This is a genomic window from Vibrio sp. JC009 (genome assembly GCF_029016485.1).
In the GTDB taxonomy this organism is placed as follows: Bacteria; Pseudomonadota; Gammaproteobacteria; order Enterobacterales; family Vibrionaceae; genus Vibrio.
This window is the reverse complement of the sequence record NZ_CP092106.1, coordinates 1,925,173-1,944,797: the sequence shown is the minus strand read 5'-3', so window position 1 is coordinate 1,944,797 and position 19,625 is coordinate 1,925,173. Positions and strand designations below refer to the sequence as shown.

General features: G+C 47.9%; 19 protein-coding genes and 1 other annotated feature. Of the genes, 4 read left to right on the top strand and 15 right to left on the bottom strand.

Annotated elements, in window-relative coordinates; genetic code table 11:
* Positions 1-32: 32 nt before the first annotated feature.
* Positions 33-1,487, bottom strand: a complete 1,455-nt coding sequence (gene cls / locus L3Q72_RS08680) for a cardiolipin synthase (RefSeq protein WP_275129551.1) — start codon at positions 1,485-1,487, stop codon at positions 33-35.
* Between the two features lie 403 nt (positions 1,488-1,890).
* Here cls and L3Q72_RS08675 point away from each other — a divergent pair, with 403 nt between their 5' ends.
* The 4 genes from L3Q72_RS08675 to L3Q72_RS08660 all read left to right on the top strand — a co-directional run bounded on the left by L3Q72_RS08675 (position 1,891) and on the right by L3Q72_RS08660 (position 6,272).
* Entirely contained in the window at positions 1,891-3,225 is a 1,335-nt protein-coding gene (locus L3Q72_RS08675; protein ID WP_275129550.1) for a sodium-dependent transporter, read from the top strand.
* Between the two features lie 108 nt (positions 3,226-3,333).
* Positions 3,334-4,026, top strand: a complete 693-nt coding sequence (locus L3Q72_RS08670; RefSeq protein ID WP_275129549.1) for a TIGR01621 family pseudouridine synthase — start codon at positions 3,334-3,336, stop codon at positions 4,024-4,026.
* Positions 4,027-4,042: 16 nt separating this feature from the next.
* Positions 4,043-4,981, top strand: coding sequence for a class I SAM-dependent methyltransferase (locus tag L3Q72_RS08665; protein WP_275129548.1), 939 nt, complete (start codon positions 4,043-4,045; stop codon positions 4,979-4,981).
* A gap of 100 nt (positions 4,982-5,081) precedes the next feature.
* Positions 5,082-6,272, top strand: coding sequence for a DEAD/DEAH box helicase (locus L3Q72_RS08660; RefSeq protein WP_275129547.1), 1,191 nt, complete (start codon positions 5,082-5,084; stop codon positions 6,270-6,272).
* Here the strand turns inward: L3Q72_RS08660 and L3Q72_RS08655 are convergent.
* The 14 genes from L3Q72_RS08655 to L3Q72_RS08590 all read right to left on the bottom strand — a co-directional run bounded on the left by L3Q72_RS08655 (position 6,269) and on the right by L3Q72_RS08590 (position 19,363).
* Positions 6,269-6,901 carry a CDP-alcohol phosphatidyltransferase family protein gene (locus L3Q72_RS08655; protein ID WP_275129546.1) on the bottom strand — a complete coding sequence of 211 codons (633 nt, stop codon included), beginning with the start codon at positions 6,899-6,901 and terminating at the stop codon, positions 6,269-6,271. The genes L3Q72_RS08660 and L3Q72_RS08655 overlap by 4 nt on opposite strands.
* Positions 6,902-6,913: 12 nt before the next feature.
* A complete protein-coding gene (locus tag L3Q72_RS08650) occupies positions 6,914-7,552 on the bottom strand; it encodes an ATP-binding cassette domain-containing protein (RefSeq protein WP_275129545.1) in 639 nt (212 codons plus the stop codon).
* The gene (locus L3Q72_RS08645; protein WP_275129544.1) at positions 7,518-9,203 is read right to left on the bottom strand and encodes a thiamine ABC transporter permease; all 1,686 of its coding nucleotides are present in this window, start codon (positions 9,201-9,203) and stop codon (positions 7,518-7,520) included. Before L3Q72_RS08645 ends, L3Q72_RS08650 begins: the two co-directional genes overlap by 35 nt.
* Before the next feature lie 27 nt (positions 9,204-9,230).
* Complete coding sequence (locus L3Q72_RS08640) at positions 9,231-10,373, bottom strand: ABC transporter substrate-binding protein (protein WP_275129543.1); 1,143 nt, start codon at positions 10,371-10,373, stop codon at positions 9,231-9,233.
* 153 nt (positions 10,374-10,526) lie between these two features.
* The gene (locus tag L3Q72_RS08635; protein WP_275129542.1) at positions 10,527-10,916 is read right to left on the bottom strand and encodes a GspS/AspS pilotin family protein; all 390 of its coding nucleotides are present in this window, start codon (positions 10,914-10,916) and stop codon (positions 10,527-10,529) included.
* 3 nt (positions 10,917-10,919) lie between these two features.
* Entirely contained in the window at positions 10,920-11,216 is a 297-nt protein-coding gene (locus L3Q72_RS08630) for a YciI family protein (RefSeq protein WP_275129541.1), read from the bottom strand.
* Between the two features lie 20 nt (positions 11,217-11,236).
* Complete coding sequence (gene yciA, locus L3Q72_RS08625) at positions 11,237-11,641, bottom strand: acyl-CoA thioester hydrolase YciA (protein ID WP_275129540.1); 405 nt, start codon at positions 11,639-11,641, stop codon at positions 11,237-11,239.
* Between the two features lie 18 nt (positions 11,642-11,659).
* Complete coding sequence (locus L3Q72_RS08620; RefSeq protein WP_275129539.1) at positions 11,660-12,202, bottom strand: septation protein A; 543 nt, start codon at positions 12,200-12,202, stop codon at positions 11,660-11,662.
* A gap of 540 nt (positions 12,203-12,742) precedes the next feature.
* Positions 12,743-13,549: a tryptophan synthase subunit alpha gene (trpA, locus tag L3Q72_RS08615; protein ID WP_275129538.1), complete on the bottom strand. Its 807-nt coding sequence runs from the start codon at positions 13,547-13,549 to the stop codon at positions 12,743-12,745.
* Positions 13,549-14,739 carry a tryptophan synthase subunit beta gene (gene trpB / locus L3Q72_RS08610; protein WP_275129537.1) on the bottom strand — a complete coding sequence of 397 codons (1,191 nt, stop codon included), beginning with the start codon at positions 14,737-14,739 and terminating at the stop codon, positions 13,549-13,551. Before trpB ends, trpA begins: the two co-directional genes overlap by 1 nt.
* A gap of 29 nt (positions 14,740-14,768) precedes the next feature.
* On the bottom strand, positions 14,769-16,166 hold the full coding sequence (gene trpCF / locus L3Q72_RS08605) for a bifunctional indole-3-glycerol-phosphate synthase TrpC/phosphoribosylanthranilate isomerase TrpF (protein ID WP_275129536.1): 1,398 nt from the start codon (positions 16,164-16,166) through the stop codon (positions 14,769-14,771).
* Positions 16,167-16,168: 2 nt separating this feature from the next.
* Positions 16,169-17,167, bottom strand: coding sequence for an anthranilate phosphoribosyltransferase (trpD, locus tag L3Q72_RS08600; RefSeq protein WP_275129535.1), 999 nt, complete (start codon positions 17,165-17,167; stop codon positions 16,169-16,171).
* A gap of 40 nt (positions 17,168-17,207) precedes the next feature.
* The gene (locus L3Q72_RS08595; protein WP_275129534.1) at positions 17,208-17,789 is read right to left on the bottom strand and encodes an aminodeoxychorismate/anthranilate synthase component II; all 582 of its coding nucleotides are present in this window, start codon (positions 17,787-17,789) and stop codon (positions 17,208-17,210) included.
* A 5-nt stretch (positions 17,790-17,794) separates the two neighbouring features.
* On the bottom strand, positions 17,795-19,363 hold the full coding sequence (locus L3Q72_RS08590) for an anthranilate synthase component 1 (protein WP_275129533.1): 1,569 nt from the start codon (positions 19,361-19,363) through the stop codon (positions 17,795-17,797).
* A 121-nt stretch (positions 19,364-19,484) separates the two neighbouring features.
* Positions 19,485-19,584, bottom strand: a sequence feature (Trp leader region).
* Positions 19,585-19,625: the final 41 nt, after the last annotated feature.

Genomic DNA, 19,625 nt, shown 5'->3' with positions numbered 1-19,625 from the left:
TGTTAGGCAAGCGTTAGTTATATATGTGTTTGTTATAATAAAGGACTAAACAGATAAAAGGCCCGTTCCAGAAAGTGGTAGTACATGGGACGGCTGTTCCAGCTTTCTTCTGTTACCTGAGATGAAGACTCGATATAGGAGAGCTGAAGATCGTGCAGGTTCTGAGTGAATGCCACATCATCGACAGCCAGTGTCAGCTCAAAATTCAGCCACAGGCTGCGCATATCCAGATTTACTGTACCCACAAGGCAGTATTGCTCATCAACCACAACCGACTTGGTATGCAGCAGACCACCGTCAAATTCAAATATGCGAACGCCTGCTTCTAAAAGCTCAGAGTAGTAAGCCCTGGATGCCCACTGCACCATAAGAGAGTCATTTTTCTTTGGGATAATAATATCAACCTGAACGCCGCGCTGAGCGGTCATTTTCAGCTCTTCAAGCAATTCGTCGCTTGGTACGAAGTAGGGGGTGGTAATACGCAGGGAACGTGTTGCCTGGTTAATTGCCAGCGTGAGTACTTGCTGGATAAGGTTTGTCGGCATACCCGGACCGGATGGGACGACCTGAATAGGCAGCGAACGAGCAGACTTATCGATCAGGCACTCAGGCAGTTGAGGCAGGATCCGGTGACCGGTTTCCACTTCCCAGTCCCAGGCGTGGATAGCCGATAGCACATTCACTGTCGGGCCGGTAATCCGGGTCATCACATCTATCCACTGACCAACACCAGCCTCTCGTTTGAAGAAAGAAGGGTCAACCAGATTCATTGAGCCGGTATAGGCAACAGTGTCATCAATCACCACGATCTTTCTGTGCTGACGTAAATCCAGCCGGCGAAGAAATACCCGCCATGGGCTAACTGCAAGTGCCTGCTGAACATCGACACCAGCATTTTTCAGAAGATCTACCCAATGGCTTTTAAAGAAACGATTACTGCCTGCTGAATCAAGCAGTAGCTGAACCTGAACGCCCCGCTTAGCCGCTCTTGCCAGTGCAGAGCCCACCGCATCAGCAAGACCTCCGGTATTCCATATATAGAACACAACCCGGATATGAGACTGAGCGTTCTCAATATCTTTTACCATGCTTCTCAGGATCTGCTCTGGTGAGTCCATCAAAGCAAGAGAGTTTCCGCAAAGTGCCGGAATACCCATTCTGTGGCTGCAAAGAAGGTCAATTTTGGTGATCTGCGGGCTCATTAGCTCAGGTTTATGAGCCTGGCAGTATTGCAGTTGGTTAAACCACTCCTGGTAGGGAGTAAACATCTTCTGTGCCCGTTCCGCTCTTTTGCGACCAAGGTTCAGTTCGCCAAACAGGAAATAGCAGAAAACACCGACGATAGGCAGGATATAGATGATCATCAACCAGGCAAGGGAGATGCTGACAGCCCGTCTTTTCAATACCACCCGCAGGGTAACACCGGCAACCAGCACCCAATAACCAATTAAACTGACAAGCGTTAGCACCTGGTAGAACTTTTCCATTTTGCCTTTCGTTCTGTAACCCACTAATTATTCAGATAGTAATACGATTTAAGGGCTTTGTCCGTAGTTTCTTTTGCAGTAATGGGATGCAAATTAGAAAGATATTCCTGCTGCCATGCAGGTTTATAAGGTGGATGGATAGTTTGCAATCTATCAATTAGAGTAAAATATTTCAGGAATGCAATTCAGAGGAGGTAAAACGTAATGGAGATCATAAAAGAAAAATAAAAGACGGGATTTTGTATATTTTGAGGAAAAATACACTAACGGGGGTTCCAATTTTAATCACAAACTGGTTTACTTGCCACCTTTCAGGTATCACCTCGATTTTATCTGTCTGTACAGATTAATTTACACTTTTAGATGCCTGCTTTAAACACAACATAAAGATTGGAAAAATATAATGGCAAGTAGTTCTAGAGGACAGTTTTCCTCGAAATTCGGTTTCATTATGGCGGCGGCAGGTTCTGCTGTCGGCCTTGGGAATATCTGGGGATTCCCTACTCAGGCAGCAAGTAACGGTGGTGCTGCGTTTCTGTTTGTTTATCTGGCAATGGTTTGCATTCTTGCGTACCCGATGTTGGTTGCGGAACTGACAATTGGTCGCTACGGACAGTCAAACCCGATTCAGTCACTAAAAAAAGTGTGGCCAAAAGGTAAGCTTGGCGCGGCTCTTATCGGTGCCTGTGGCATGCTGGCGGCGTCGCTTATCCTTAGCTTCTACGCTATCGTAGCTGGCTGGCTGGTGGGTGCTTTTGCCGGAAGCGGCTTCGAGCTGATTGGCCTTGATAGCGCAGCGAACTGGGTAAACAGCTTTGGGGAATCCAGAAACCTTCTGCTGATGGTTATCTTTATGGCGATGACCATGTACGTGGTTAAAGCCGGTGTACACGATGGTATCGAAGTCTGGTCTACACGTCTGATGCCGGTTCTGTTTGTACTTTTCGCTGTACTGATTGTTTATATCTTTACTCAGGATGGTGCAATGGAAGGTCTGAACATGTACCTGGTACCTGACTTCTCACAGATCAGCCCTAAGATGCTTGTAAGTGCAATGGGGCAGGCGTTCTTCTCGCTGTCGCTGGGTGTGGGCACCATCATGGTTTATGGTTCGTACCTGAGCAAAGAAGTTAACCTGCCAAAAACCGCAGCACAGGTTGCTATGGTTGATACGGGGGTTGCACTGAGTGCAGGTCTTCTGATCCTTCCGGCTATGTTTGTTGCTAAGAACAATGGTGTTGAAATTTTCTCTGAATCCGGTGCGCTGCTTAGCTCTGATACTCTGGTATTTACCGTTCTGCCGAGCATGTTCCATACAATGGGCACAGTGGGCATCTTTATCAGCCTTGTATTCTTCCTGCTGATGGTTATTGCGGCACTGACTTCATCTATCTCTATGCTGGAAGTTCCGGTTGCCTGCGCAATTGAAGAGCTAAACCAGAAGCGAAGCACTGCTGTACTTTGGATTGGCGGCCTGATCACGGTTATCTCTGCAATCATCGTATTCAACTTTGGCGCTCTGTTTGGATTCGTTATTCAACTTACAACCGTTTATGCACAGCCGCTGCTTGGCCTGTGTTTTGCTCTGATTGTCGGCTGGGTATGGAACCGCGATAAACTGCTTAGCGAAATTAAGCAGGGTTACCCAGAGCTTGAGCAAGGTCTGTTCTGGAAGATCTGGCCTCTGTATGTACGTGTGGTATGTCCGGTACTTATGCTGTTGGTGTTCTTTGCGTAATAGCGTAACAACCGATATATCTGAGAGGGCTGCGTTTTACGCAGCCTTTTTTGTACTGGCTTCTTGCTGCAATAAAGCTATACTTGCCGCCTGCAAAGGAGCCAGTTGATGTTTGATATTCTTTATACCCACCCCGATTTTTTAGTGATCAATAAGCATCATGATGTGAGTGTGCATAAGGATGATGGTGACACTATGCTGCTGGAAGAGGTGGCAAAGGTTTCAGGAGACGGCCAGCTTTACCTTATCCACCGTCTGGATAAAATGACTTCAGGTATTCTTCTGCTGGGCAGAAACCAGATGGCTGCAAGTACGCTTTCTCAGCTTTTTGCCAGCCGGGATGTGGAAAAGTTCTACCTTGCTATCGGCACTAAGAAGCCCAAGAAGAAGCAGGGGCTGGTTGTCGGGGATATGGAGCGTTCACGCCGTTCAGCCTGGAAGCTGGTTAACTCCCGCAATAATCCTGCTATTACACAGTTTTTCTCTTTAGCCGGAGAGCCGGGTGAAAGGCTGTTTTTGTGTAAGCCTCACACAGGTAAAACCCATCAGATCCGGGTTGCGCTTAAATCTGTTGGCTCTGGCATAGTGGGAGACCCTATCTACAACGCTTCAGTTAAGTCCGACCGGGGCTACCTGCACGCCTACGTTTTAAAATTCAGCTATCAGGGCGAAGAATTTACCTTTGTCTGCAATCCGGCAGATGCTAAAGCATCCGGAGCCAAGTGGCAGACTGAAGCGGTTATCGCCGCGCTACAGGAATGGGCGCAACCATGGGCTATCAACTGGCCGGTTATCAAATAGAAAAGTACATATCAAAATGAATCACTCAGCATTACCACTCTTTTTTCAACATATTGAAGCCGAACTGGCGCTTGTTCCCGATGAAATTCGCCGGCTTTTCCATGGCAGGGGAAGAAAGTGGGCCGGCCTTGAGCAACTGACCTGTGACTGGCTTACCGGGCAGCTGGTTGTCAGCTTGTTTAAAGAGGTTGATGAAACGTTTCTGCTTAAGCTAAAAGAAGGCTTATCGGGGCTGGCTGACTCAGAAGTCTGGAAAAACAGAAATGGCCGGGCGATTTTGCTGCAACACCGTTATCAGGAAGGTGCGCCTTCTGAAGTTGTTTATGGTGAAACTGACTCGAGACCTGTAGTGAAGGAATCCGGATTGAAATACCAGCTGGATCTTGGCCGCAATCAGAACTACGGCCTGTTTCTCGATATGCGCTATGGCCGTAACTGGGTGCGGGAAAATGCCGAAGGTAAAAACGTGCTGAACCTGTTTGCTTATACCTGCGGATTTTCAGTAGCGGCCATTGAGGGCGGGGCATCGAAAGTGGTAAACCTGGATATGGCAAAAGCTTCGCTATCTAAAGGCCGGGATAACCACAGATTAAATGAGCATGACCTTTCCAGGGTCAGCTTTATGGCACACGATATATTTAAATCCTGGGGAAAGATAAAAAAGTCAGGCCCTTATGCTCTGATTGTCATCGATCCGCCATCCTTCCAGAAGGGAAGCTTTGCACTGACTAAGGACTATAAAAAGATTTTGCGTCGCTTGCCGGATCTGTTAACTGAAGACGGAAAGGTGCTGGCCTGCGTTAACTCTCCGGCGGTCACTTCTGAGTTTCTGATTGAATCAATGAAAGAGGAAGCGCCATCAATCGTATTCACAGAAAGGCTGGATAATCCGCCGGAATTTCAGGATGTTGATGATGAAGCCAGCCTCAAAGCTCTGGTTTTTGCGCGGCTCTAATGTAAATTAAAGATACCCTGCATTAGTTTTGTGTGGTGATTGTTATCGTTTCCCACTATACTCCGCGCGCTCTTTTATTTTTACATTATCTGAGGTTGTTATGTCTTTTGAATTCCTTAATCTGCACCCGTCACTATTAAAGGCCATAGCTGACACCGGTTATAACAAGCCGACGGATATTCAAAGTAAAGCGATCCCTCAGATACTGGAAGGCCGTGACCTGATTGCCGCAGCACAAACCGGTACAGGTAAAACGGCCAGTTTTGTTTTGCCGATCCTGCATAAATTGCTGGATGGAAAGACAGAAAAGAAAAAGCGATTCCGCGCACTTATTGTGGTGCCAACCCGTGAACTGGCGATTCAGATTGAGCAGAAGATTGCGCTCTATGCAAAACACACTGAACTGGCCTGCATGGCAGTTTATGGTGGCATGGATGAAAAGGTTCAGAAGCAGGCATTGATTCAGGGGTGTGATATCTTAGTGGCAACCCCCGGCAGGCTGCTTGACCTTTATGGCCAGCGGGCACTCTACTTTGAAGAAGTGGAAATGTTTGTAATGGATGAAGCGGACCGTATGCTGGATATGGGCTTTATCGATGATATTAACCGCATTGTTTCGCGCCTTCCGCAGGATACTCAGAATCTGCTGTTCTCAGCAACGTTGTCCCACAAGGTACGCGACTTAGCCAGAACTGCGGTTCATAACCCGCATGAAATCTCTATTGCAGCGAAGCAGGCGTCAAAGAGCTCCATTGAGCAGTGGATTGTTACCGTCGATAAAGATAAGAAGTCAGCGCTGCTTAGTCATCTGATTCAGACATACCAGTGGAGTCAGGCACTGATCTTTATTGAGACTAAGCACGGCGCGGCAAAGCTGGTTACTCAGCTTGAAAAACGAGGCATTGCTGCAGAAGCTTTTCACAGTGGTCGCAGTCAGGCTGTGCGTAATCAATTGCTGGAGGATTTTAAAGCTGGCAAAGTTCAGTACCTGATTGCTACCGGAGTGGCAGCACGTGGTATTGATATTGCTGATCTGCCGCTGGTGATTAACTACGACCTGCCATTCCCGGCAGATGAATATGTTCACCGTATCGGACGTACCGGGCGTGCAGATGCAAAAGGTGAGGCAATCTCTCTGGTTTCTAAAGATAACTTTAAGAACCTTTGCATGATTGAAAGCCGTTTAGGTCACCTGCTGGAAAGGCGAGTGGTGGAAGGCTTTGAACCACGTAAACCGGTTCCTGTTTCTATTTTGAACTATGTGCCTAAACACAAAAGAAAAGAGAGCTAGTTGCTCTCTTGTCCAGACTCATATTCCCTGATGGTATGAAAACCGGCCCAGATGCGGTTAAAAGTGGTTATCCAGCAGAGCGCACCAAAGATATAAGCTATCAGGGCAAATGAGCCCGGAAACAGACAAAAGAGAACAAAACAGGCGATGGTTTCAGTGCCTTCAGTGAGGCCACTCATATAGTAGAGCGATTTGTTCTTATACACCGGGTTTTCAATTTTGTTTTTTCCTGCCATCACCGCAAAGGCTAAAAAGCTGGAGCCTGTCCCGATAAAAGAGAAGATAAGAAAAGCGCCAGCGATGGCGTTCTGCTCCGGGTTTGCCAGTACAAAGCCAAAAGGGATTAGCGAGTAGAAAAGAAAGTCCAGGCTGATATCCAGAAAGCCGCCTGAATCGGTCACTCCCTGAATTCTTGCCAATGCGCCATCCAGCCCGTCACAAATGCGGTTAATCAGGATAAATGCCAGTCCGGCGGAGTAGTAGCCAGATATAATCAGCGGAAAGGCAATAAAGCCCATAGCAAAGCCAAAAATGGTCGTCTGGTTTGCGCTTATGCCACGGTTATGCAGAACTCTGGCTGCGGTTTCCAACGGCTTTTTAATCAGTTTAATACTAAATCTGTCCAGCATAATTACGTCCTGTTACTTCCATGGCCAGATAAGGCAAGGGGAGTTGTCGGGTACATCTTCATGATCATGAGTCACCATAAGGGCAGGGATATTTGCTAAGGCAAGCTGGCTGAAGACCCAGTCTCTGAATGTTTGCCTCAGCTCTTTATCCAGCTTATTGAAGGGTTCATCAAGCAGCGCCACCTTTGGTTCGGCCAGCAGCATTCTCAGCAGGCTGATTCGCGCTCTTTGCCCGCCGGAAATCTGCTCCGGGTAGGCGTTTGCCAGACTGGTTAATTCAACAGTTTCCAGTACCTGAAGCACTTTTTCTTTGCGCGGTTTGCCTTTTACAGAATCGGGCAGGGCAAATGCCATATTTTCCCAGACCGTCAGGTGCGGAAACAGCAGGTCATCCTGAAAAAGGATACCAGCTTTTCGTTTGTGTGGCGGCTCTTTGTTTAGCAATGAAGCATCAAGCAGAATTTCACCTGAATAGCTAAAATCACCGGCAAGGTGCCCGGCAATGGCGCTAAGCAGAGTGGATTTCCCGCAGCCGCTGGGGCCCATCAAAGTTAACACTTCGCCTTTTTCTACCTCAAAGCTGACCGGAGGGAAAAGCGTCTCGCCGGTTTCGGTTTTAGAGATGGTGAGGTTCTTTAGCTGCAGGCTCATACTTAACAAGACTTCCTTTGGTTTTAGTTGTTTTAATCTGAATTTGGTTAATGGCTATCACGGCAGCGAAAAACAGCAGAGGCAGTAAGGTCTGCCAGATAGCGTAAATAGAGGTGACTCTGCGGTCAAAGCCGCTGGAGAGGGCAACAGCTTCCGTTGTCAGCGTAGAAATCCTTCCGGCTCCCAGCATAAGCGTCGGCAGGTACTGAGCCAGGCTCACACTGGCACCTACCGCCCATGAAAATAAAATGGCAGAGAACAGCAGAGGGAGTTTTATCTTAATCCAGGCGGTAAAAGGTGTTTTACCCAGGCTTAACGCTGTATGGAAATAGGCCTGGTTAAAACTGCTCCAGGGCCCGTCTAAAGCCAGATAGACGTAGGGAAAAGCAAAAAATACATGAGACCAGATCACCCAGAAATAGTAATACTCTGAATTAAGGTACAAAGTCGTAACCTGAATACCAAACAGCAGCGACAGTTGCGGAACCAGCATGGGAATTGCAATCAGATAACGTGGAAGTGCCAGTGAGTGCCTGATCCTGTACTCCTGAGCAATCAGGGCAAAGATAAGCGCAGCAGTGGCTGAAATTACCGCCAGATAGAGGCTATCCAGTATCACCGGAGTGATGCCCGGCCATTCGCTTGCCCAGAAACGCAGGCTGAAACTGGAGGGGACCAGATCCGGAAAGCGCCAGCGCTGGGCCAATGTCCACACAGCCAGAACCACAAAAACCGCAGCAAAAAGCAGAGCCATAGCAAACCAGAGCGTTTTCCCCGGAAGAGACGGAGCACTGCGTCCGCTGATCTGCCAGTTTCTTTTGTTCTTTAATAAATACCATTCTGCGGCTCTGGCGAAAGCGATTAACAGGCTACAGAGAATAAACAGAATCATCGCTCCGGCCGAGGCGCGGGGAAACAGAGTAAGATCCGGCTCGCTGAACCACTGCCAGACTAAAACCGGAAAGGTTGGGGGATTGGTCGGCCCGATAATCAAGCTGACATCCACAACTGAAGCACCGTAGGCAACCACGGCGATAAGAGGGAAACGGATTTTCGCCAGCCACTGAGGAAGAAGGCATTTCCACCAGAAAGCCGCCCGGTCATAGCCTAAGCTGTTCGCTATCTTCTCGCTCTGCTCCGGATTAAGCTGACGCAGTATCGGAATACTCATTAAAAGCAGAAAAGGTGTCTCTTTCAGTGACAGCATCAATATCAAACCAATGCCGAACGGGTCCTGTACCAACCATTTTAAGACTTCGTTATTTAGCAGTGGATCAGCCAGACGTGCCAGCATTCCCGTTGGTGAAAGCAAAAACGCCAGTCCGATAGCAAAGGCAACATGAGGAACGGCTAAAAGCGGTGAGAGTGAGCGTTCTACTTTCTGCCAGAGCGGGCTCTTCCAGGTTGAACTCAGAATGGCGAAACAGGTTATCACCGCAATAAAGCTGCTTAGCAGGGTTGTAAAAATGGTAAGCCCGATGGACTGCCAGACTCCGCTCCAGTTAAAGACGGCCGCAAATCCGGAAAGATTAAACTCAAAAAGGTTAAGCGGCGGAATATAGCCAAAGGCAGAGGTCATCACACCGGCTATTCCGGGAATAGTCGGTGTGATGCAGACAAAGATCAAAAGCAGATAGAGTAAGCGGAACATCAAATCAGTTCTTACCGGCCACGGCCGTTACTGGCCATAGCGCTTAAGCCATTCTTGCTCAAGTGCGCCCTGCCAGCTTGGGTGTGGCTCGGGAACAGATTTAAACAGTCTGGTCTTTTTCGCGCTTCCGGTCAGATGCTTCGCAGAGAGAACGGATGGATCGCCCCAGATATTGATATCACCTTTGCGCGACTGAGCTTCAGGGCTGAGCAGGAAGTTGATGGCAACTTTCGCTCCGGCTTTTGCATTGGCATTCCAGGGAATCGCCAGAAAGTGAATATTGGACAGAGCGCCACTATCCATCGCGTAAGCCTTGGTGGAAGTGGCAAGCTTGCCGCTGGCGTGAGCGGAGAATACGGCATTAGGATTAAAGGTGATTGCCAGATCAAGCTGTCTGTCGTCCAGAAGCTGAATGGTTTCCGAGGTGCCGGAAGGGAATTGTTTACCCTGACGCCATGCAACTTTGTGGAACTGATCCAGATAGTCCCACAGAGGCTTAGTGACAAGAGTAAAGTTTTCCTCACTAACTGGCATATACAGAGATTTATCCGAGTTAGTCAGTTCAATAAGCAGGGCTTTTAAGAAACTGGTGCCGTGAAACTCAGGTGGTTTCGGGTAGCTTAAACGGTCCGGAAAAGCGTTGGCATAGCTTAGCAGTTCAGAAAATGATTGCGGTGGGTTATTAAGCTGTTTTTCATCGTGGATAAACACCAGTTGACCCACGCCCCATGGCGCTTCTAAGCCTTCCGTCGGCTCAGAGAAGTCGCTGTCTACCGGCAGGCTTTTATCCACCAGTTTCCAGTTAGGGAGTTGCTCCACAAAGGGCTCCGATAGAAGGCCATTGCTCTTCATGGACTTAAAGTTTTCGCCGTTAATCCAGACCATATCGACGCTGCCACCACTGTTTTTACCCGCCGTTTTTTCGGCAAGCAGCAAGGAGGTGGTTTTCGCAATATCGGTCACTTTGACATGCTGGAAATTGATATTGTAGCGTTTTTTCAACTCACGCCCGGCCCAGCGCAGGTAAGCGTTAATTTCCTGGCTTCCTCCCCAGGCGTGGAAATAAACGGTCTGGTTTTTCGCTTTCTCTTCAGTGTCCTGCCAGTTTTCAGCCGCAGACAGCGAAAAGCAGGAGAGAATAAGTGTGGTGAGCAGCAGTAACTTTTTCATTGGATTCCTTTCTGAAGATCGTTTTTTAATTATAAGAACTGACTTTTCTTCTATTTCTTTCATTATGAACGAAAAAAAATAAGAGACAAAAAAGTATAAAGCGTAAATCTGGTGAAAAAGCCCTTTACGCAGGATAAGCGCAAAGGGTTTAGATTATTGACAGGAGTCAGCAGAAATTCCCTGATCGGTCAGAAGCTGACCGCGGGAGTTTCTGATTTTGATTTGGTAAGAAAGGCCAAGGTCAAGGTTTTGTTTAACGTCAGGGTTTGAACAGTAGTAGTTGATACTGCTGCTAATCAGCTTCTGAACCGGGATTGCACGGGAGTCGTTGTATATCATCATAAGCTTGATAACTTTCCCGTCGGCTTTTGCCTGCATAACCTTTAGCGGGCCATGCTCAATCGGCAGACCGGCAGAGAGAACCTGGGCTCTTTGTGATGCAAGTGCAGCCAGGCGCTCCTCTTCCTTATCAGAGGAAGCGCAGCCAAACAGGCTAAGACCTGCCGCAATGAGAGCGGCTGTTCTGACTGTTTTAGTAAACATAAATCAGAATACTTTCTTAAATGGTTTTACGATGACATTATCGTAAACACCGGCTTCGATATACGGGTCGGCGTCTGCCCAGCTTTTTGCCTCTTCAAGAGAGTTAAATTCAGCAATTACCGTTGAGCCTGTAAAACCTGCTTCACCCGGGTTTTCAGAGTCAATTGCCGGCATAGGGCCCGCGGTCAGAAGTCTTCCTTCATCCTGAAGTTGTTGAAGACGCGCAAGGTGCTTTTCTCTTACACCCATACGTTTTTCCAGAGAGTTCTCAACGTCCTGAGAAAAAATGACATACCACATATGTGACTCCTTGATGTTTCTTAGTTATTGGGATTAACTGCGCGAGGCTTTCCTTCGCTGTCAATTGCAACATAGTTAAAAGTCGCTTCACAAACCTGAAAGCGTTCTTTTGGACCTTCTTCATAAACGGGTTTTACCCAGACCTCCAATGCTATCTGCATGGAGGTGCGGCCGATTTTGGTGCATTCACCATAGCAGCATACAACATCGCCAACGCTCACTGGCTTTTTAAAGGTAATGCCGGATACTGAAACGGTTACCGTGCGACCTCCGGATATTTCCTTTGCCAGAATACCACCGGCAAGGTCAATCTGAGACATGATCCAGCCACCGAAGATATCGCCGTTGGCATTGGTATCTGCCGGCATAGCCAGAGTGCGCAGAAGCATTTTTCCACGAGGTTCTGTTTTAGATGTGTCGTTCATTATTTTGTTCCAACTGAATTATTTTTCTTCTGATTCTTCTTTGGGCATATGTTTGTAGATATAGATGCCGGTCAGCAGAGTAAATGCGAATGTGGCGGCCAGCAGGCCAAAGACCTTGAAGTTAACCCAAACATCCAGCGGCAGGCTAAAGGCTACGTATACGTTGCCAACGGCACATACACAGAAGAAAGCGACCCATGCCCAGTTGATTTTGTTCCAGGTGGTATCGGGCAGAGTGATTTCCTGGCCCAGCATGCCTTTAATCAGTGGTTTACCCATAAAGTGGGTCACTGTCAGCCCAAGCGCGAACAGGGCATACACTATGGTTACTTTCCATTTGATAAAGTTGTCATCGTGGAAAAAGATTGTCATTCCACCAAATACGGCAACCATCACAAAGGTGATAAGCTGCATTTTTTCTACTTTTTTGTACAGAATGTAGGTAAGGCCAATCTGAACGGCTGTTGCAACGATAAGCGCGCCGGTTGCGACATAGATATCGTACATTTTGTACAGAGCAAAAAAGATAATTAGCGGAATAAAATCAATAAGTTGTTTCATTTTAAACAGGTGTTCCGGTTACTGCGTTGGCAACAGTCTAACGAATTTAGCGCTAATGCAAAACAGTTATGATGGTAACGAGGGGAAAATCGGTTGTTGAGTCACCAAATTTCTTTGTTTCCATGTTACTGCGTGGGAATACATATGGGGCTCATATGTACTCCTAATAACCCTGACTTTTATACAGAAGTTTAAGGAGCCAAAGAATGCTCCTCCCCTTAGCCTCGAAAGGCTGGATTTTCGAAGAAGTAGCATCGAAGGGGAGGCAGGGAGGGGTTGTTTCTCATAAGCTTAAGTATTGGTGGTTTAGCCATGCATGGCATAACCAACCCCCTCTAACTCCCCCTTCTGTTAGCTTTATCAACCAGTTAGGCTTTTTCACTCAAGGGGGAGAACCGTTCTCTGGTCACTTTAATATTTGTGTATAAGAGTCAGCCTAATAATCTTGGAGCTAAAGAGTTGTTTGGAGATGCCGAGGTGTTTTTATGTCATCCCTGCCTCCGCAGGGATGACATATATTAAGCTTGCAAGTACTGAGAATTACTTCTGAGTAGCAGCCTTCATAGAAGAGACAAATTCACCCAGTTTCGCCAGCATTGCAGCATTGTCACCAACATTGGCTTCAATGATTTTTACAACAGCAGAGCCTGAGATTGCACCTGCTGCGCCGGCTTCAATGGCTTCTTTCACCTGCTCAGGCTGAGAAATACCAAAACCAAGAAGAGCTGGTGGAGCATCAAACTGGTTCAGACGTTCAAGCAGACTGGTTACCGGCATGTTCGCCTTGGTTTCAGCGCCGGTAACGCCAGCGCGTGAAAGCAGGTAAGTATAACCGCCGCCTAAGTGAGCCACTTCTTTCAGAGTTTCATCCGAAGCGGTTGGTGGTGCGATAAAGATAGAGTGGATGCCGTACTTATCAGCCGCACGTTTAAACTCACCGCATTCGTTGGTCGGAACATCCGCAATCAGTACCGAGTCAACACCTGCTTCAGCGCAAAGACCATAGAAGAAATCCACGCCTCTTGAGTAAACCAGGTTGGCATACATCAGCAGACCGATTGGCAGTTCAGGGTGTTTTTCACGAATTTTGCCGATCTGCTCAAGGCAGATATCCGGTGTTGTGCCGGAATCCAGCGCCCGGATGTTTGCACCCTGAATGGTTGGTCCATCGGCCAGCGGATCAGAAAAAGGAATGCCCAGTTCCAGCGCATCCGCACCAGAATCTACCAGAGTTTCCATAATTTTCAGAGACTGCTCAGGGTTAGGGTCACCGACAGTAACGAAGGGAACAAATGCGCCCTGATTTTTTTCAGCAAGACGCTGAAACAGAGATTGATAGCGATCCATTACAGCGCTCCTTTTTCATCAAGTAGTTTATGAACGGTGAAGATATCTTTATCACCACGGCCAGACAGGTTTACCACCAGAATCTGCTCTTTTTCAGGATCGGCTTTAGCCATCTTCACTGCGTGAGCAAGTGCGTGTGACGACTCAAGAGCCGGGATAATACCTTCATTACGAGCCAGAAGCTGGAAGGCTTCCAGTGCTTCATCATCGGTTACTGAGTCGTATTCCGCACGGCCGGTCGCGTTCAGGTGCGCGTGCTGAGGGCCTACTGACGGGAAGTCCAGACCCGCAGAAACAGAGTAAGACTCTTCCACCTGGCCGTTTTCATCCTGCATCAGAGGCGCTTTCATACCAAAGAAGATACCGGTTTTACCGTGTTTCAGTGGCGCACCGTGCTGGTCGGTATCAATTCCTTTACCTGCCGGTTCAACACCAATCAGTTTTACGCTCTCTTCTTCGATAAAGTCTGCAAACATACCGATAGCGTTAGAGCCACCGCCAACACAGGCGATTACTGCATCCGGAAGACGGCCTTCGCGGGCAAGGATCTGGTTCTTGGTCTCTTCGCCAATCATACGCTGGAATTCACGAACTATGGTCGGGAAGGGGTGAGGGCCCGCTGCAGTGCCAAGAAGGTAGTGAGCGGTTTCGTAGCTGCCTGACCAGTCGCGCAGCGCTTCGTTACAGGCATCCTTAAGAGTTGATGAACCAGAGTGAACCGGGATAACTTCCGCGCCCATCAGTTTCATACGAAATACGTTCGGGCTTTGACGCTCAACATCTTTTGCGCCCATATAAACACGGCACTTAAGGCCAAGCAGTGCACATGCCAGAGCAGTTGCTACACCGTGCTGACCAGCGCCGGTTTCTGCGATGATTTCGTGCTTGCCCATGCGTTTTGCTAAAAGTGCCTGTCCCAATACCTGGTTGGTTTTGTGCGCGCCACCGTGAAGCAGGTCTTCACGCTTTAAGTAGATCTTGGTTTTAGTGCCTTTTGCTAGGTTACGACAAAGTGTCAGAGCCGTTGGTCTGCCAGCATATTCCTGCAGCAGAGTCATAAATTCAGCGTGAAACTCAGGATCGTCCTGCGCTTTTACAAATTCTTCTTCCAGTTGTTCCAGTGCCGGAACCAGTATCTGAGGTACGAACTGACCACCGTACTCTCCGAAATAGGCATCTAGTTTAGCCATCTTATGTCCTTACTCTTTAAATCTTGTTCTTAATAATTTCGAATCTGTGCAAAGGCTTTGTTAATTAAAGCCGCGTCTTTTTTACCCGGTTCAGACTCAACACCTGAATTCAGGTCCAGTCCGGTGCAGCCCAGTTTTAAGGCTTCCTGAACATTGTCCGGGTTAAGTCCGCCCGCAAGCATGACAGATTTTCTTTCGCTAATGACTGACCAGTCGAATGTGGTGCCTGTCCCTCCAGACTGACTGCCCACTTTGCTGTCCAGCAGGTGTCGGTTAACATTTGACTGCAGAAGTTCCGGCATGGCGTCTGTTACGCCATAAGCTTTCCAGATATCACAGCTTTCCGGAAGCTGAGCTCTGATGGAATCAACAAATGCCTGATCTTCATCACCATGCAACTGAACTGCAGAAAGGCCCAGCTCTTTTGCCGCTGTGACAACGGTATCCTGAGACTGATTCTGGAATACACCGACATATTTCAGTGGTGCACCACTCATGGTCATGCGGGCCTCTTCCAGATCGACTTTGCGTTTAGAACCTTCTGCAAAGATGAGTCCGCCATATACAGCACCAGCTTTATAAACCGCAGCTGCATCGTTGGCATGAGTCAGGCCGCATACCTTGTTGTCACCAATCAGTACGCTTCGTACTGCCAGCTCCAGATTATCTTCAGCCATCAGTGAGCTACCGATAAGGAAGCCGTTTGCGTACTGGCTCAGATCTCTTACCTGCTGATTGGTGTAAATACCGGACTCAGAGATAACCGTTGTTCCCTCTGGCAGCTTAGGAGCCAGCTCGCGGGTGCGGTTAAGGTCGATAGAAAGGTCACGCAGGTTGCGGTTATTAATACCGACCACTTTCGCTTTAAGGCGAATGGCGCGTTCCAGCTCTTCTTCATTGCTGACTTCAGTCAGAATGCCCAGACCCAGAGAGTGCGCAACATCAGCCAGTTCCTGATACTCGTCATCGCTGAGTACTGACAGCATCAGCAAAATGGCATCAGCGCTGTAGTGGCGGGCAAGGTAGACCTGATAGGTATCGACCATAAAGTCTTTGCACAGCACAGGTTGCTTGGCAATGCTGCGGACTTTTGGCAGAAACTCAAAACTGCCCTGAAAGTACTTTTCATCGGTCAGTACCGAAATAGCACTGGCGTGGTTGTTATAAACCGAAGCGATATATTCAAGATCGAAATCATCCCGAATCAGCCCCTTGGAAGGAGAGGCCTTTTTACACTCAAGAATAAATGCGGTTTTCCCGGTGGAAAGTGCATCGTAAAAGCTTCGGTCTGAATTTGTCAGGCTGCCTTTAAAGCTGTCCAGCGGCTGCTGTTTTTTACGCTCTTCAACCCAGATACGTTTATCGGCAACAATTTTTGCCAGTACCTGCGCCATTTCGCGGTTTTGGGATGTGATGTGCTCGGACATTATCAGCCTCTCTCTGCCAGTTGCTTAACCAGCTTGTAAGCCTGGCCGGAGTTCATCACTTCAATCGCTTTTTGCGTGTTGGCTTTCAGGTCTTCCTGACCAAACAGGCGCAGAAGCATAGCAACGTTAACGGCTACGGCTGATGTCTGAGCTTCTGTCCCGTTGCCTGTCAGAATATCTGTGATGATTGCGCGGTTTTCTGTTGGCTCACCACCTTCGATTGCTTTAAGTGGATGAGTGTTTACACCAAAGTCTTCCGGAGTCAGTGTGTATTCTTTAATTTCGCTGCCGATGATTTCGGCAACCAGAGTTTCACCGTGAATTGCTACCTCGTCCAGACCACTGCCGTGCACAACCGCCGCGCGCTTCATGCCCATTTTTGCCATGGTTTCAGCGATAGGGCGCACAAGTGATGCGTCATAAACACCCATCAGTTCAATATTCGGGCGGGCAGGGTTAATCAGCGGGCCAAGAATATTGAAGATAGTGCGGGTCTTCATTGCCAGACGGGCAGGCATCGCGTTACGGATACCCCAGTGATACTGCTGGGCAAACAGGAAGCCGACACCCAGATCATCGACCGCATCGCGTGTTTGCTGCGGTGTCATGGAAAGATTGATACCAAAGGAGTCCAGAAGATCTGAAGAGCCTGTTTTACTGGAAACGCTGCGGTTACCGTGTTTGGCCACTTTTACGCCACATGCAGCCGCGACAAAGGCGGCTGTAGTGGAAATATTGATGGTATTGGCACCGTCTCCACCTGTACCTACGATATCGGCAAAATCATAGTCAGGGCGAGGGAACGGATTGGCGTTTGCCAGCAGTGCAGATGCAGCACCTGCAATTTCATCGGGTGTTTCACCTTTGATTTTCATTGCAGTAAGAACGGCGGCAATCAGAATCGGGTCCATTTCACCCTTGATAATGGTGTCAAAAAGCTGCTCGCTCTCGTCCCTGGTTAAAGACTGTTGTTCGTATAACTTATTAATAATCTGTTGCATTCTACTTCCCTAAAATTTTTATCTGTCTTTAACTTGTTGGCTATTTACCCAGTGCCCAGTCGATGCTATTTGCCAGCAGGGCAGCGCCATAGGTTGTCATGATAGATTCCGGGTGGAACTGAAACCCGACAACCTTGTCCTGCTCGTGAACAACAGACATAACCAGTCCGTTTACTTCTGCTGTTATTTTTAGCTCATCAGGTACTGAAGTGGCAACTAATGAGTGATATCTGGCGATGGCAAGTGGTGAAGGAAGATTACCATATACCGAATGCCCTTGGTGTTCCATCATTGAAACCTTACCGTGCAGAATTTCACCTGCTCCGGCTACCGTGCCACCGTAGGCTTCAACAATAGCCTGATGGCCCAGGCATATGCCAATCATTGGCACTTTGCCTTTCAGTAACTGGATTATCTCTGGCATATTTCCGGCTTCTGAAGGAGCGCCCGGACCAGGGGAAAGAAGTACAACCGGATTTTCCAGCTCGTTGACAATTGCTGCGATTTTGTCTGCAGCGATATGATTACGGTAGATGGTGACTTCATGACCCAGTGCCCGGAACTGATCAACAAGGTTGTAGGTAAAGGAGTCAAAGTTGTCTATAAATACAATATCAGCCATCTTGTTTACTCCTTGTGTGCTTTTTGAATCGCAGAGATTACTGCCTGCGCTTTTGCCCGGGTTTCATCGGCTTCTGACTGTGGATCTGAGTCATAAACAATACCGGCACCAGCCTGAACCTGAGCGATACCGTTTTCCACATAGGCAGAGCGGATAACGATACAGGTATCTAAATCACCTTCGCCTGTGTAGTAACCTACGGCACCGCCATAGCTACCGCGGCGTTTTTTCTCTACGTCGCGAATTAGCTGCATAGCACGAATTTTTGGCGCGCCTGACAGAGTGCCCATATTCATACAAGCCTGATAGCCGTGCAGGGCATCAAGGTCATTGCGAAGCTGACCGACTACGCGAGATACCAGGTGAATTACGTGGCTGTAACGGTCTGCTTTAAGAAGGTCTGCCAGATGACGGGTGCCAGGTTCAGAGATTCGGGCAACATCGTTACGTGCCAGATCTACCAGCATCATATGCTCGGCTTTCTCTTTCATATCACTTCTCAGATCCAGCTCCATGCGGCTGTCCAGATCTAAGTTAATCGTGCCGTCAGGGTTCTTACCGCGTGGACGTGTACCTGCGATAGGGTAAATCTCGATCTGGTTTGTATCGGCAGAGTATTTCAGCGCACTCTCTGGCGATGCACCAAACAGAGTGAACAGCTCATCATGCATATAGAACATGTACGGGCTTGGGTTGCTCTGCTTCAGAGACTGATAAGCGGCCAGAGGCGAAGGGCAAGGAAGGGTAAACCGGCGTGATGGTACTACCTGGAAAATATCGCCTTTCACTACGTATTCCTTCAGGTCACTGACAACCTGACAGAAGTCTTCATCAGAAACGCTTGGTACGGCTTCGCATTTGCTTAGTTTTACACTTTCTTTTAACGGTGCAGGCTGGTGGCTTAGTCTGTCAATTTCATCAAGGCGACTTACCAGTGCTTGCTTGGTTTCGTCTGAGCCGTCAAACACACTTGCCTGTACTGTGCAGCTTTGTGTCTGATGATCGACAATCATCAGGGTTTCTGCCAGATAGAACAGGTAGTCAGGGCAATCGTTAACCGGGTCTGCATCACCAAGAGGTTCAAAGTTTGCTACTAAGTCATAGGCAAACAGTCCACCCATGAAGAGTGCAAACTTGTCTTTACCTTCAATATCAAAACTGTGCTGAATCAGACGAAGCGCATCAAAGGAAGAGGCTTCACGCAGACGGCTGTCTTCATCTAACGTGTTATCAGGCTGCTCAAAGTGAAGCTTGAGTGTTTTTTGCTTATCGCCGGACGTTTGAATTGATGACTGAACATGATCTGAAATACGCTGAAGTGCTTTTTCACCGTTTGCCGTTAATGCTTCCAGTTCAACGTCATGCTCGCGGCAGACAATGCGCACTGCAGCATCAATCAGTAGCATGCTTTTCAGGTCTTCTTTTGAATCTATATCGGCAGATTCAAGAAGCAGGCTGTTGGTTTTATCGCCGCATAAAACCTGAAACAGGCGTGTGGGATCCTGAGTATAAGAGACATCTTTGGAGATGATGTCCAACTGACCTTTCTGTTTTATTTCAATGGCCTTATTCACAAGACCTCCTGTATATCAAATTGGTATAATTCCTTTTCCTAGATAGTGTCACAAACTTTTGCCGTACCCAATCAGGAAAATCGTTATTCTGTTCTATTTTTGTTCAAACAATCCGGAAATAATAAAAAAGCCCGCAATTCGTGCGGGCTTTTTATAAATTCTTCTGTAAATAACAGTCGTTAGCCCGCCTCTGAAATTAACCAGATACGCCACCAGCTAAGCTCAGCGTGCACTTTGGGTGCTGCTGTCATAATTGCGCTGG

Coding starts and splice junctions, on each gene's coding strand:
- L3Q72_RS08645 (WP_275129544.1), bottom strand. CDS start 9,203: ATGTTCCGCTTACTCTATCTGCTTTTGATCTTTGTCTGCATCACACCG.
- L3Q72_RS08670 (WP_275129549.1), top strand. CDS start 3,334: ATGTTTGATATTCTTTATACCCACCCCGATTTTTTAGTGATCAATAAG.
- L3Q72_RS08620 (WP_275129539.1), bottom strand. CDS start 12,202: ATGAAACAACTTATTGATTTTATTCCGCTAATTATCTTTTTTGCTCTG.
- L3Q72_RS08675 (WP_275129550.1), top strand. CDS start 1,891: ATGGCAAGTAGTTCTAGAGGACAGTTTTCCTCGAAATTCGGTTTCATT.
- trpD (WP_275129535.1), bottom strand. CDS start 17,167: ATGCAACAGATTATTAATAAGTTATACGAACAACAGTCTTTAACCAGG.
- trpCF (WP_275129536.1), bottom strand. CDS start 16,166: ATGTCCGAGCACATCACATCCCAAAACCGCGAAATGGCGCAGGTACTG.
- cls (WP_275129551.1), bottom strand. CDS start 1,487: ATGGAAAAGTTCTACCAGGTGCTAACGCTTGTCAGTTTAATTGGTTAT.
- L3Q72_RS08635 (WP_275129542.1), bottom strand. CDS start 10,916: ATGTTTACTAAAACAGTCAGAACAGCCGCTCTCATTGCGGCAGGTCTT.
- L3Q72_RS08665 (WP_275129548.1), top strand. CDS start 4,043: ATGAATCACTCAGCATTACCACTCTTTTTTCAACATATTGAAGCCGAA.
- yciA (WP_275129540.1), bottom strand. CDS start 11,641: ATGAACGACACATCTAAAACAGAACCTCGTGGAAAAATGCTTCTGCGC.
- L3Q72_RS08595 (WP_275129534.1), bottom strand. CDS start 17,789: ATGGCTGATATTGTATTTATAGACAACTTTGACTCCTTTACCTACAAC.
- trpB (WP_275129537.1), bottom strand. CDS start 14,739: ATGGCTAAACTAGATGCCTATTTCGGAGAGTACGGTGGTCAGTTCGTA.
- L3Q72_RS08630 (WP_275129541.1), bottom strand. CDS start 11,216: ATGTGGTATGTCATTTTTTCTCAGGACGTTGAGAACTCTCTGGAAAAA.
- trpA (WP_275129538.1), bottom strand. CDS start 13,549: ATGGATCGCTATCAATCTCTGTTTCAGCGTCTTGCTGAAAAAAATCAG.
- L3Q72_RS08640 (WP_275129543.1), bottom strand. CDS start 10,373: ATGAAAAAGTTACTGCTGCTCACCACACTTATTCTCTCCTGCTTTTCG.
- L3Q72_RS08650 (WP_275129545.1), bottom strand. CDS start 7,552: ATGAGCCTGCAGCTAAAGAACCTCACCATCTCTAAAACCGAAACCGGC.
- L3Q72_RS08655 (WP_275129546.1), bottom strand. CDS start 6,901: ATGCTGGACAGATTTAGTATTAAACTGATTAAAAAGCCGTTGGAAACC.
- L3Q72_RS08660 (WP_275129547.1), top strand. CDS start 5,082: ATGTCTTTTGAATTCCTTAATCTGCACCCGTCACTATTAAAGGCCATA.